The sequence below is a fragment of the Mongoliitalea daihaiensis genome, assembly GCF_021596945.1.
GTDB classification, from domain to species: Bacteria; Bacteroidota; Bacteroidia; order Cytophagales; family Cyclobacteriaceae; genus Mongoliitalea; species Mongoliitalea daihaiensis.
Genome location: NZ_CP063779.1, coordinates 1,436,242 through 1,449,302, shown reverse-complemented (window position 1 = coordinate 1,449,302; position 13,061 = coordinate 1,436,242). Strand labels below are relative to the sequence as shown.

Genomic DNA, 13,061 nt, shown 5'->3' with positions numbered 1-13,061 from the left:
ATTATTCATTTCCTTCTACAAAATCTTTTAAATAAATGTACTCAATCGTCAAGTCACCCTCTTTTGTTATACTAGCTTTGTCAAGCACTTTTGACGGAGACTTGAACAGCTCAGGAATAACATGACGGATGAGTTGATTCCCAAAATCCTCGGAGGCATCTCTTGGTAATTCTGTAGGTAAATTATCTATGGCCATAACGGATATACTTGTCTGCTTACCAAACGCGGGAATCTCTGCCAACGTAGCCCTATCTATATCATACACGGGGTCTGCCATGCTGCTTGGATGAACAGTAGTGGGAACACTCCCATCCACATCGCAGGTGATGTCTGCTATGACTGAAATGTTAAAATCTTCAGATTGAATGTCCTTTAGTTCGAATAGTCGAGGTGCCCGCCTATCCCAATAGGCAGCAGCTATAAAGATATCACTCACCTCAGCATATTTTAAAAAATGACTTTCATAAATTTCTGGCCGAGCATAAAACTCTTGTCTGTCGAATCCTCCATCTGTTTTTCTTCGGTTATAATCCGCTGTTCCTAAAACTGTATAAACTGCTTCATCGAAATAGGTATGGAGAAAATCAGAAGTAGAAACTTTTCTTAGGCCGATCTGCTCCAAAATTTGCACTACTCCTTGACCTACTTTCCCTGAACCAGTCACCACTATTTTAATTGGTGGAAGTTGTACCTTTTTGAGCTCTTCGTGCAATTCTTGTACATCAAAGCACTCAAACGCACGTTTTAGATCATAGAGTCCTGATTTTTTTCCGTAGGTCCATAAACCATTGTAAGCTCCAACAATTCCAGCCCATTTGCCAAAAGCAACGGTACGGTTTCCTTGATCATCTACCAAAATCTCATAGTCCATCAAACTAATCCCTTTTTCTAGTATTGCTTGAAGGAGCTTCCGGTTGGATGCCTGCTTTTTGATGGTATGCGAAAAAAAAATATATCGCTTATTGGAGATCAATTGTGGAACAGGCACTTCTTTAATCCCCATCAGCAAGTCACAGGAACTAATATCGTCTACCACTGCAACACCGGCATCCACATACTCTTGATCATGATAACACCTGATAGAACTGCTTTCCACCTCAAAGGAAAGTTTTCCTACAAAGCTCTGTTGTAAGGCCGCTATTTGCTTAGGGGTCAGTGGAACTCTTTTATCTGGGGGAATTTTTCCTTCTCTAATAATGCCTATTTTCATACTGGGTTTGGGTAAAAAATATTCGGTTATTGGATTTGATTGCGACTTTCTCTCTACTTTGTGTGTTTATTAGCTAAAATCATACGCTCTATGGATGGTTCATACCTATACCTGATTATGTTGTGGATAATTTTCTATACGCATCACACGCTGTTTGCAAGCTTGAATATAAAAAGAAAAATAAAAGCTTTGGTAAAAAAGGCGTATTTATGGAATCGATTATCCTATAGCATCATTTCTGGAGCCTTATTTTTAGGTATTTTCATTTATGCAGGAACATTGAAGCCTATAATGCTTTTGCAAACGAGTGATATACTTACTTACATTGGGTACATGCTAGCGGCTTTTGGAACAATCATTCTAGTAAAATCCTTCAAAAATTTTAGTGGTAAGCGATTTGCAGGACTTACTCCACACGACGACCTCGAGCAGAAAGATACCTTGATCCAATCAGGGATTCATGGGGTTATCCGGCATCCTATTTATGCTGGATTGGTCTTGATTTTTATCGGATACTTCCTGTTTTCCCCCACTTTGGGTTCGTTGATTCATATGATTATGCTTATGCTCTATCTGCCAATAGGAATACATTTCGAAGAGAAAAAATTAATTCAGGTATTTGGCAATGATTACCTGACATATAAGCGTCAGGTGCCAGCATTAATTCCGACAGGGATAAAAAAACCGGCTAATTAGCCGGCTTAAGTTTAATCCATTCCTAGGAAATCAACCTCAAATTTTAAAATTGAATTGGGTGGAATTCTTTCCAGATTTTCATTATCCCGATATGCCCATGGAGAAGGAATAATAATTACCGCCTTCGTACCACTTCTCATTCTTCTAAAAGCAATACTAAAACCCTCAATAGCATCGCGTTGACCTATTGTAAAATCAAAGATTCTGTAGGTTCGGTTTTCATCAAAAATGTTATTGGCAATTGCTACATCTTGTTGATTGGTGTCAAACACAGTGCCGTCCAATAGCATCCCTGTATAATTCATGTACACTAGATTTCTATCCACCGGAAAAGCACCTGTTCCGTCTTTCTGAACGATGATGATGACTCCATTGGCATCATGAATACGATACAAGCTATCAATCGGTGCAGTCTCTAAGTACTGATCTATCAATGCACGGTCCCTTGCCAAGTTACCTTCCACATCATATACTGGACCAAAAGGGTTAGGGGTTTCACAAGCAAAACTGATGATTACAAGGAAAGCTAATCCCAAAAATGTTGATTTTCTGATCATATATCGTCGTTTTCTCTATTCCCCCTCACCTCAATCAAATGAATTTCAAAGATCAATGGCTCATTTCTTAATTCTCCTGCTCTTGGATCATCTCCATATCCAAAGATAGAAGGAAAGATAATCGTTGCCTTGTCACCTTCTTCCATTTGAGAGATAGCAAACTCAAAACCTGGAATTACCCTCCTAAAACCCATCCATACTGCCAAAGGCTCGTACGTTCTGTTCGGATTAAACCTATTGTTATCCCTAGCCACCTGTTCAATAGAAGTATCAAAGACTGATTTATCCAAAAGACGGCCTGTATAGTCTACGAAAGCAGAGTCTCCTTCGATGGTTTGCAAGCCAGAGTTAGATAGTTCCTGCCAGAACATGTAAATTCCCTGATCGGGATTTGAAAGTTCTTTGACCGAAGGAATATCGTTCGTTCTTAGAAACTCCTCTATCCTATCAAGTTCTTTCTCGAATCTACTTGACGTGTTTTCAGAATCAGAAATACACGCAGAAAAAAAGAGTGTAAGTAAAAGAATCCCTAAGCTAAACTTTTTCATAAATTATTTTTGTACATCTGTGATTTCTACGTCGAAAATCAAGATAGAGTTTGGTCCTATCGCTCCACCTGCTGCTCTTTCACCATATGCCAGTGGAGAAGGAATGAATAACTTCGCCTTATCGCCTTTTTTCAACAAAGCCAAACCCTCATCCCATCCTGGAATTACTCTTCCTTGACCTACCATAACATCAAATGGAGCGTATCCGCCTACAGCATCTCTTTGCTCACTGAAAGAGCCATTCGCCTGAGCAACTTCTTTGATACTTGTATCAAATAGCGTACCATCCAACAGGTATCCTGCATAATGAACAAAGGCTAAATCTCCTGAATCAATTGCTGGGCCTGTACCTTCTTTCTCTAGGACGTAAAAGAGACCCGATTCTGTCTTGGTCGCCTGAATATTTTTTTCAGCTAAGTACTCTTCAATTAACTGAACATCTACTTCCAATTGCTTTGCGGAACTTTCAGCCATTTTTTTCACTTGAGCATCCTGTAAGGCTAAAAAGTAAGCCTCTACTCCCTCTTGATCCAGTACATCAATGACACCAATCTGAATTTTGACTTTTTGATCTGTAGTCAAGAAAAATGGGATATTATCTCTGAACACTTTTTGTGCCGTAGTTTCGATGTAGATACTATCTGCTTTTTTCAAATTCAAGAAGATTTCATCCATACCTGATTCTCTTGGAATAGAATCGTTGTACTGCAAATAGCCTGGCATTTCCTGCTCATAAGTAGAAATGAACACCGAATCCTTTTCTGTAGAAACAATTAGATTGTACAGAATAAATTCGCCGTTTTTGGGAGACTGCTTACCTTCTTTGATGTAGGTATACTCAATTCCGTCAGAAGTTGTTTTGGTTTTCTTGCATGATATCAAACCAAAAGAAGCTGTCAAAATAACAGCTAATAAAAGGGTACTCTTAATTTTTTTCATGGATGAGTTCTAATTGATTGAAAAGGGTGTGTTGATTTTCTTGTATTAATTGTTCGAATTTATCTGTTGTTTCTTTGAGCGGAAGGGCTGATTTACCTCCGGAGGCATTCTTATGTCCACCCCCATCGAAGTGCTCTGCTGCAAATTTGTTGACCGCTACTTCCTCCACCGATCTGAATGATATTTTTATGCCATCTTCTCGCTCAGTAAAGAGGGCTGCTACCTTGATACCGTCCAACGAAAGTGCATAATTCACCAATCCTTCTGTATCGCCAGTTTGAGAATTGTATTTTCTAAGGTCCTTTTTGCTAATTGCGAAATAGGCAGTTTTTAAATCTTGTAAAATAACTAGCCTTCTACTGATGGCAAAGCCAATAAACTTGAGCCGATTGACTGAGTTATTATCATAAATTAATCTGGATATTCGTGTATTGTCTGCGCCCAATTCAATAAGATCAGCAGTGATCAAATGAACATTTTTAGTCGTATTTGGGTGCCTAAACCCACCGGTATCAGTCATAATTCCAGCATACAAGCAGTCTGCAATATCCTTATCAATGAGGTCTTTGTCCCCAAGTTGACAAATCACTTCAAAAATCAGCTCACAGGTGGCCGCTGCTTGTGTACTCCAATAGCGGAAATCCACAAAATCTTTGGGGTCTTGGTGGTGGTCTATATTAACTTTAAAAGCTTTACTTTCTATAAAAAAAGGCATGAAATCCTGCATCCGCTTTGGACACGAAAAATCTAAGCCAATCAATAAAGTGGCCTTTTTTACCTTTTCCTTCGCTACTACAGCCTGTTTCTCATTTTCAAAATTGAGCACATCCTCATTACCTTTCATCCAATGGAGAAAAGTCGGATAATCCGATGGCGTGACCACAGTGACATCGTGTCCCTTTTTCTTGAGATAATTAGCCAATCCCAAACTTGAACCCAAAGCATCCGCATCAGGCTTATGATGAGTGGTAATGACTACTGTTTGAGGAGAGGCTAATAGGTTTCTTAATGACTCTAATTCTTGCATTTTATTGCTTTTGTCGGATAGCATATAGCTAACACGGTCTGCAAAGGTGAGGAATATTTTTGAATTTTCCCAATGAGGCTAAGCGGCTTATTCATAATTAGATAACGGAATATTTAAAGGTTTTATGTGACTTTCTCCCGAAATAAGGTATTTTTGCACCCGAATTTAAATCCATCTTAATTTAAAAGAAAATGGCAGGTAACAGAACTTTCACAATGATTAAGCCTGATGCATTTGGTGCAGGCAACTCAGGTGCAATATTGAAAATGATTGAAGAGGCAGGCTTCAAAATTGTAGCAATGAAAGCAACACAGCTAACTCCTGAATTAGCTGGCAAATTTTATGAGGTGCATAAAGAAAGACCTTTTTACACTGATCTTTGCAAGTATATGTCTTCAGGACCTATTATCGCCGCAATCTTGGAAAAAGAAAACGCAGTAGAAGATTTCCGTACCTTGATCGGTGCTACCAATCCTGCAAATGCTGCAGAAGGCACCATCCGTAAAATCTTTGCTACTTCTATCGAAGCAAATGCCGTGCACGGTTCCGACTCCGATGAAAATGCAACAATAGAAGGCAACTTCTACTTCAGTCAGCTCGAAAGAGTCAGATAATATCTTCAGGCAGCTCAAAAGGCTGCCTTTTTTAGTGATTGGTGGTTGGTGATAGGGTTGAAAGACCTGACAGGTTTTTAAAACCTGCCAGGTCTAAACCTTCCATGACACTTCGTGAATCAATTAGTTGATTCAGTCATGAGGAGATTAGCGAGTGTAAATTTGAAAACTAGAGATGCTCAACTTTAGGGTATAGTTGTTTCAGTACATCCAGCGATTCAATCTAAAAAAATTGATCTGTGTCCCATCTGCTAAATCCTCGGTTTCTGTGAGGCCTTATTATTGGAAAGGAGATGCCTATTGGACCAAATTTCACCTTAACTCTTATCCAAACGACCTTTTAACTTCCATTGCATTGTAAATCCTACTGCTGGATAAGTCCCACCAGATTTTTTCTCTAAGGAATAACCGTAACCCATTCCCCCATGTAGGGTAAAAGCTCCTTTTCCATTGCCAGAAGAACGGTGTATGCCATAATGAATATTAAACATAGCGCATGGCTCCATACCGAAATCCTTATAGTTGATCAGTGGATGAGAATAAATGCCGCGAACCCCTATATAATTTCCCGCATTATTAAATGAATTTACATGACGCCTTACCAAATTACCTCTTTTAAGGTAAAACCGTTGGGTGGCGTAGATGAACCCCGCGAGCTCAGGTAATATCCAAGAATAATCAAAAACACCATCACTTCTCATTTGTGCGCCGGGCCCAAGGCCTGATTTTAACTCTAATAATGTCTGACTACTAGTAGGTATATAATATACCAAGTTAACTCCATGAAAACCAACTTCCCAGGCCCCGTATTTCATCAAAGGAGTTAAATCTCCTATATAATTTTGGGCTTGAACAGAAGAAAAATGGAACAATCCACAAATAATCAAAATCAGGTGTATCCTTTTCATCCACTTCCATAGTTTTAGGTTGAAAAATCAACATATAGACGAATAAATCTCCCAAAAAGATTTATCTGTTCATTTTTCCGCGCTTTCTGTGTATTCTGCGAGCCTCTTGCTTCTTGATTCTTGCTTCTTGCTTCTATTTTCCTCCCTTCATTTCTCTTGCATCTCTCCTCCTTTCGGCCTATTCTTGTATTAAATTTCCTATGATGGCTAAAAGACTTGCATTCACCCTATTTCTTTGTTTAAGTTTTGGATTTTCCTTACTAGCACAGACCAAATATCCAATGCTATTTGAACAGACAGAAGGTAAACAAACCCCTCCATATCACGAAGTGATTAGCTATTTCAAGCAGTTAAGCGCCGATTTTGAAGAGGTAAAGATGGTTGAAATGGGAATTTCGGATGCAGGGCTGCCTTTTCATGTGATTCTATTAGACAAAGCACACATATTTGATCCCAAACAGTGGCACGAAAGTAATCGCCCTATACTTTTTATCAATAATGGCATTCATCCGGGTGAACCAGATGGAATCGATGCCTCCATGATGCTGTTGAGAGATATTTTGGAAGGAAAAATTCCATATCCCGAGGAGTTGGCATTGGCTATCATTCCAGTCTATAATATCGGAGGGCATTTGAACAGAAATTCCTTCAGTAGAGTCAACCAAAATGGTCCAGAGGAACATGGTTTTCGTGGGAATGCACGGAATTATGACTTAAATCGTGACTTTATCAAAGCTGATACCCGTAATGGCAGATCATTCCAACAAATCTTTCAGTGGTTAAGTCCGCAGGTATTTGTTGATACCCATGTCAGTAATGGAGCAGACTATCAACATGTTATGACCTTGATCTCTACCGAGTCCAACAGATTAGGAGGAGCGATGGGAAATTATCTGCGCGAACGTCTAGACCCTGAACTATATAAGCGGATGGATGTTGCCGGATATCCTATGATCCCTTATGTCAATGCTTACGGAGGAAAGCCAGAAGATGGTTGGAGTCAGTTTAAAGACTTAGGAAGATACTCAAGTGGCTATGCTTCTTTATTTGGTACAGCATCCTTTATGCCGGAGACCCACATGTTGAAACCATACAAGGATCGAGTAGCATCTACCTATGAATTGTTGAAGATATTTATCCAACTGATGGGGGAGGATGGAAGCTCTATCGTAAAAGCCTATCAACAGGATAGAGCAGCTGTTAAATCACAAAAAACCTTCGCATTTCAACACACTTTGGATCGCAGCAAATACCGAATGATTCCATTCCATGGCTATCAATCAGCACAGAAACCTTCGGAAGTTTCAGGTTTGCCGCGCTTATATTACGACCGCAATCAACCATTCAGCACGGAAGTCAAGTTTTTCGAAACCTATGAGGCTAAATTGGAGATTAGCAAACCGACCGCTTATATTATCCCTCAAGGCTGGCACCATGTGATCGAAAACCTGAAAAGAAATGGGGTAAGCATACATACGCTGGAAAAAGACAGCACACTAGAGGTTACGGTATACCATATTCAAGATTTTCAAACTGCCCAGAGACCCTTCGAAGGACATTATCTGCACAGCAATACAAGCATCAGTAAAAGTATTGCGACTATTTCATTCCGAGCTGGAGATATCATCATTCCCATGAATCAGGAGCGGAATAAATTCGTCATGGAAGTGCTTGAACCTGAATCAGAAGATTCCTTTTTTAACTGGAATTTCTTTGATACCATTTTGCAATCCAAAGAAGGATATTCTGCGTATGTTTTTGAGGATTTGGCAGCAGAATTCTTGAAGGAAAACCCATCTCTTAGAAAAGTCTTGGAAGAAGCCAAAGAGAGCGATGAAAACCTTCGAAACAATGCCGCAGCCCAACTCCGGTGGGTGTATGAGCGTTCTCCCTGGAAGGAACAAGCACATAACCGTTACCCTGTCTATCGTCTAGAAAAATAAGCTTAGCATGGATTCTTCAAACAAGCAGAATTTTCTCCAAAAACTTCAAGGCAAATGGCAGCTGAATAGCATCAAGCAGGTGCTGTTAGTATTGCTAGTATTTGCCTTGACAGGATTCACCATATTATTCATCAAGCAACCAATTTTTGATCTCCTAGGAATCAGCATGGAAAAAGGTGGTGTATGGAAAACAATCCTTTACCTGCTTCTTGTACTACCATTGTATCAGGCAGTATTGCTGCTTTGGGGATTTGTATTTGGACAGTTCTCGTTTTTCTGGGAACATGAAAAGAAATTTTTTCGGAGGATAGTAGGGAAAAAAAATTGAAGAGTTTGGAGCGTTCACTTGTGTTCTGGCACTACTTAACCGCAAAGGAACCACAGGTGTGTGCGGAGGACGTAAGCTCGTAAGAACCAAATTATAGAACTAACCGCAACTTGTACAAGGTATAAAAGTCTTCTTCCATTTCTAGGTTAGCTGATTTATTGAAGTATAGAACCCCGTCTCTTGCTATAAAACCCCAATAGCTATCAAGATACGATGGTAAGAGGATATCTGCTAGCTCTTCGCCCTGTAAATCAAACACCTTGAGTCGTTTAAACTTTGAAGCCAATTCTTGTTCGTATGCAGCATCCCCTTTGTTCTCGTCAACTTCATACATAGCATCCAATTCTGCCACTCGCTCTTTACTTATGCCTTCAAAATACATCAAGTAGATATATTGATCATCGGTCTGCAAATTTCTCAAACCACCTTTTGAGGCATCCAAATACACATCATAGTCCAAAAATTCCTCAGGCATTCCCTCACTTAGCAGTACATCTTTCAAAACCAACGGCTTCTTAAACTGAAGTGAATAAGGCGCTTCTTTCGCATAGGCATATAAAACAGGATTGGCATCATAGGTTACATAGATATAATCTGGACCAATTGCCAATCGGGAATATAAATCTCCATCATCATAGTGTTTCCCATCAAAGAAACGGGATTCCTTATCCAGAGGGAATAGATGTTCTAAAGAAAAATCATCAGGGTCGATCAATACACCACCTCTGATTTTTTCATAATATCCACGCTCAATTCGCTTACCTGCACTGGCACCTCCCCGATACAAGATTTTATTTCCTTCAGCTGTTTCCAATACCATGGGCCCTCCTCCAGTGTTGCGCAGAATGCCCTTTAATTGGTAAGAAGGGTTAAAAGGAGCAAATTTTACCTCTTGCCCTTCTAGGTTGTACCATTTCAACCCTTTAGAACCAATCACAAAAACAGATGCATCATCCCAAAAAGCCATTTCGGAATAAGCAAACCCAAACGAATCTGGTTGGTCTCCTGATTTATCATAAGTTAGCTTGATTGAACCCACTTCATCCACTAAATAATAGCGATTTTTTTGATAGTCAGCCGTCAACAAATACTTTCCATTGGGACTAATATCCAAAAGCATCATTTCACCTAAATGATCTACACGCAAGGAATCCATTAGTTCTAGATGAGAGTCTAGGCCTGCTTGTTCCTCTGACTTTTGAGCACAAGAGAAAAACAGAATTAAACATGACAAAACAACTAGTCGTACCATAGCCAATAGATAAAAGTTTTTCTTCTAAAAATATCAATTTATGCATAAAGCTACAACTGATTTGAATGTATCATCCTTATTTTTAGCAACTAATCATTAAAATGACGTTTCAAGCTAAAACCATCTTGGTAGCTTTTTTGTACTTCCATGGTGGTTCTTTACTACCATGACATTTGCGCAAAAACATTTTCTTAGACCAAGAAGGGATTGCTCAAGAAATACACAGTATTCTTCCATTTGATGTTAGCCCGAAAGGAGAATATATTTTCGACTTGGAAAGTTTTACAGAAATTTTAAGTAGTTTGGAAGGACAAATCCAAACCTATGAAACCGCTAATCATCTTTGCACTCATTTACTTTTCAGTTAGTGCTACGCTTATGGCTCAACAACCTATAAAAATCGCAAGTGTGGGAAACAGCATCACTCAAGGTCCAGGACAAACGCATGAAGATAGCTATCCAATGCAATTACAAGTCATGCTTGGAGATAACTATCTCGTGCAAAATTTCGGAGTCAGTGGACGGACGCTGCTCAAAAAAGGAGATTTCCCTTATTGGAATGAGCCAGAAATGGAGCGGGTCAAAGACTTCCAACCCGATATTTTATTGGTAAAACTTGGCACAAACGACTCCAAACCACAAAATTGGCAGTATAAAGATGAGTTCAAACAAGATTACTTGGATCTCATAAAGGAATTCAAAGGCTCTCTTTCAGAAACAGGAAGGATTATCATTCTCATTCCTGTACCGGTTACTGAGGATAATTTTGGAATCCGGGAGTCTGTGATGGTGGAAGAAATGAGGCCAATCCTGCTGCAGATTATTGAAGAGTCTAGCTTAGAAATGATCGATCTTTATACACCATTGCAAGGAAGAGGCGATTTATTGCCCGATGGCGTTCACCCTAACAAAGAAGGTTTGGGCATCATGGCAAAAACGGTTTACGATTACTTGACAAAAAAATAGAGGTTGCCTTTTACGGACAACCTCTTAAATTTATATTTTTTTGGATTGAAATCATTAAATCCACTCAAATCCCAAGTAAGGAACCAATACTTGTGGCATTCGGATACCATCTTCCGTTTGGTTATTTTCTAGAATGGATGCCACTATTCTAGGTAATGCCAAGGCACTTCCATTCAGGGTATGCGCCAATTGCGTTTTTTTATCTTCTCCTTTGTAGCGCAATTTCAAGCGATTGGCTTGGTAGTTTTCGAAGTTACTGACAGAACTCACTTCCAACCAACGCTCCTGAGCCGCTGAGAATACTTCCATATCATACGTCAATGCAGAAGTAAAGCCCATATCTCCACCACATAGTCTAAGGACTCGGTATGGTAATTCCAGTTTTTGTAATAAGCTCTGAACATAGGCACTCATTTCTTCCAGTGCTTGGTAAGAGTTGTCCGGATGAACAATCTGTACAATCTCGACTTTATCAAATTGATGCAGTCTGTTGAGACCTCTTACATGAGCTCCCCAGCTACCAGCTTCTCTTCGAAAACAAGGTGTATAGCCAACATTTTTGATAGGGAATGCACGCTCATCCAAGATTACATCTCGGTAGATATTGGTAATTGGAACTTCCGCAGTAGGAATCAGGTACAACTTATCCATAGTAGCCTCGTACATCTGTCCTTCCTTATCTGGAAGTTGTCCTGTACCATAACCAGAATCTTCATTCACTAAAATAGGTGGCTGAACCTCTATGTAGCCTGCCTTCATGGCTTCATCTAGGAAGAAATTAATCAATGCACGCTGCAGTCGGGCCCCTCGTCCTTTGTAAACAGGGAATCCAGCACCGGTAATTTTCACTCCTAAGTCAAAGTCAATGATGTCATATTCCTTAATAAGGTCCCAATGCGGTTTTTTACTTGCTGGCAAGACAGGAATTTCTCCGTTAGTCAGTACGATTTCATTATCGTCAGCTGATTTACCCTTTGGTACAGAGTGATGCGGCACATTAGGCAAGGTATAAAGCAATTGCCTCAAATCCGCTTCATAGGTATTATAGGATTCCTCCAGTGCTTTAATCTGTTCTTTGATCTCTCCTGTACGGGTTTTGATTTGCTCTGCTTCTTCTTTTTTGCCCTCTCTCATCAATAGACCGATTTGTTTAGAGATTGCGTTAGATTCGGCTTGAAGACTGTCTCTTTCTGTTTGGGTTTCTTTCCTTTTCTTATCCAGTTCCAACACCTCATGCAAGGTAGCCTCTGCATTAGCCAAATTACGCTTATGCAAACCTTCCAGCACCAATTCAAAATTTTCTCTAATCGTATTGACGAGTAACATATTTCTTTGCTGTTTTTTTTAAAGTATGCAAATATACAGAAAGTGAGTGATTGGTGATTGGTGATTGGTTAATTAAGTGATTTAGGAGAAAGGGTAAAGGTGAAAGGATAAAGGAAGAGTGAACAGTGAACCACCAGTTCATCATTCAAAATTTTCTAACATCAGAAAAACCGTAACTTTGGGTGTCTCGCAAAGGCGCCAAGCCGCATAGTTTCACGCAACGGACGCAACGATAAAGCGCAAAGAACGCCACGCTACCATGTAAAGTAATACACAAAAAACTATCTCCTCTGTTTGCTGCCCCCGAATATATCGCGTCAGCATATATCCATTTATATCGCGTCAGCATATATCAGTTGCTATCCCTAAAAATCTATCCTAACAGCCTACAAACACAAAACCCCCAAGATTTTTCCTGAGGGTTCAATAATGTGGCAGCGATCCCGATCCTCGGGACAGGCTCTCCTCTCCCGGGTGTAACCATTTGTTAAGTTTATTGGTAAATTGAGTAAATGGTTGATTGAGTGATTTAGGAGAAAGGGTAAAGGTGAAAGGATAAAGGGGGAGTGAACGGTGAACCACCAGTTCATCATTCGACATTTCCTAACATCAGTAAACCGTAACTTTGGGTGTCTCGCAAAGGCGCCAAGCCGCGAAGTTTCACGCAACGGACGCAACGATAAAGCGCAAAGAACGCTACGCTACGATGTAAAGTAATACACAAAAAACAATCTCCTCTACTTCCTG

General features: G+C 39.8%; 13 protein-coding genes. 5 read left to right on the top strand and 8 right to left on the bottom strand.

The window, feature by feature from the left end; all coding sequences use genetic code 11:
- Nucleotide 1: 1 nt before the first annotated feature.
- Nucleotides 2-1,210: an NAD(P)-dependent oxidoreductase gene (locus IPZ59_RS06075; RefSeq protein ID WP_236138986.1), complete on the bottom strand. Its 1,209-nt coding sequence runs from the start codon at nt 1,208-1,210 to the stop codon at nt 2-4.
- A gap of 90 nt (nt 1,211-1,300) precedes the next feature.
- Between IPZ59_RS06075 and IPZ59_RS06070 the strand changes: the two genes are divergently transcribed.
- Nucleotides 1,301-1,906, top strand: a complete 606-nt coding sequence (locus IPZ59_RS06070; RefSeq protein ID WP_236138985.1) for a methyltransferase family protein — start codon at nt 1,301-1,303, stop codon at nt 1,904-1,906.
- A gap of 11 nt (nt 1,907-1,917) precedes the next feature.
- On the opposite strand, the gene IPZ59_RS06065 is transcribed toward IPZ59_RS06070, so the two are convergent.
- The 4 genes from IPZ59_RS06065 to IPZ59_RS06050 are packed head-to-tail and all read right to left on the bottom strand — an operon-like array spanning nt 1,918 to nt 4,977.
- Nucleotides 1,918-2,463 (bottom strand): FKBP-type peptidyl-prolyl cis-trans isomerase, encoded by a 546-nt coding sequence (locus IPZ59_RS06065; RefSeq protein ID WP_236138984.1) that lies wholly within the window; start codon nt 2,461-2,463, stop codon nt 1,918-1,920.
- Complete coding sequence (locus IPZ59_RS06060) at nt 2,460-3,011, bottom strand: FKBP-type peptidyl-prolyl cis-trans isomerase (RefSeq protein ID WP_236138983.1); 552 nt, start codon at nt 3,009-3,011, stop codon at nt 2,460-2,462. The genes IPZ59_RS06065 and IPZ59_RS06060 overlap by 4 nt, the downstream gene beginning before the upstream one ends.
- Nucleotides 3,012-3,014: 3 nt before the next feature.
- On the bottom strand, nt 3,015-3,950 hold the full coding sequence (locus tag IPZ59_RS06055) for an FKBP-type peptidyl-prolyl cis-trans isomerase (RefSeq protein ID WP_236138982.1): 936 nt from the start codon (nt 3,948-3,950) through the stop codon (nt 3,015-3,017).
- Nucleotides 3,937-4,977, bottom strand: coding sequence for a DHH family phosphoesterase (locus IPZ59_RS06050; protein ID WP_236138981.1), 1,041 nt, complete (start codon nt 4,975-4,977; stop codon nt 3,937-3,939). The genes IPZ59_RS06055 and IPZ59_RS06050 overlap by 14 nt, the downstream gene beginning before the upstream one ends.
- Before the next feature lie 191 nt (nt 4,978-5,168).
- Here IPZ59_RS06050 and IPZ59_RS06045 point away from each other — a divergent pair, with 191 nt between their 5' ends.
- Nucleotides 5,169-5,591 (top strand): nucleoside-diphosphate kinase, encoded by a 423-nt coding sequence (locus IPZ59_RS06045; RefSeq protein WP_236138980.1) that lies wholly within the window; start codon nt 5,169-5,171, stop codon nt 5,589-5,591.
- A gap of 317 nt (nt 5,592-5,908) precedes the next feature.
- On the opposite strand, the gene IPZ59_RS06040 is transcribed toward IPZ59_RS06045, so the two are convergent.
- Nucleotides 5,909-6,499 (bottom strand): hypothetical protein, encoded by a 591-nt coding sequence (locus IPZ59_RS06040; RefSeq protein ID WP_236138979.1) that lies wholly within the window; start codon nt 6,497-6,499, stop codon nt 5,909-5,911.
- A 200-nt stretch (nt 6,500-6,699) separates the two neighbouring features.
- Between IPZ59_RS06040 and IPZ59_RS06035 the strand changes: the two genes are divergently transcribed.
- On the top strand, nt 6,700-8,442 hold the full coding sequence (locus IPZ59_RS06035; protein WP_394800733.1) for a M14 family zinc carboxypeptidase: 1,743 nt from the start codon (nt 6,700-6,702) through the stop codon (nt 8,440-8,442).
- Between the two features lie 7 nt (nt 8,443-8,449).
- Nucleotides 8,450-8,770 carry a DUF6787 family protein gene (locus IPZ59_RS06030; protein ID WP_236138978.1) on the top strand — a complete coding sequence of 107 codons (321 nt, stop codon included), beginning with the start codon at nt 8,450-8,452 and terminating at the stop codon, nt 8,768-8,770.
- Between the two features lie 91 nt (nt 8,771-8,861).
- Here the strand turns inward: IPZ59_RS06030 and IPZ59_RS06025 are convergent, their stop codons facing one another.
- On the bottom strand, nt 8,862-10,022 hold the full coding sequence (locus IPZ59_RS06025) for a hypothetical protein (protein WP_236138977.1): 1,161 nt from the start codon (nt 10,020-10,022) through the stop codon (nt 8,862-8,864).
- A 324-nt stretch (nt 10,023-10,346) separates the two neighbouring features.
- Here IPZ59_RS06025 and IPZ59_RS06020 point away from each other — a divergent pair, with 324 nt between their 5' ends.
- Complete coding sequence (locus IPZ59_RS06020) at nt 10,347-10,988, top strand: GDSL-type esterase/lipase family protein (RefSeq protein ID WP_236138976.1); 642 nt, start codon at nt 10,347-10,349, stop codon at nt 10,986-10,988.
- Nucleotides 10,989-11,042: 54 nt separating this feature from the next.
- Here IPZ59_RS06020 and serS read toward each other — a convergent pair whose 3' ends face one another.
- Nucleotides 11,043-12,314: a serine--tRNA ligase gene (gene serS, locus IPZ59_RS06015; protein ID WP_236138975.1), complete on the bottom strand. Its 1,272-nt coding sequence runs from the start codon at nt 12,312-12,314 to the stop codon at nt 11,043-11,045.
- Nucleotides 12,315-13,061: the final 747 nt, after the last annotated feature.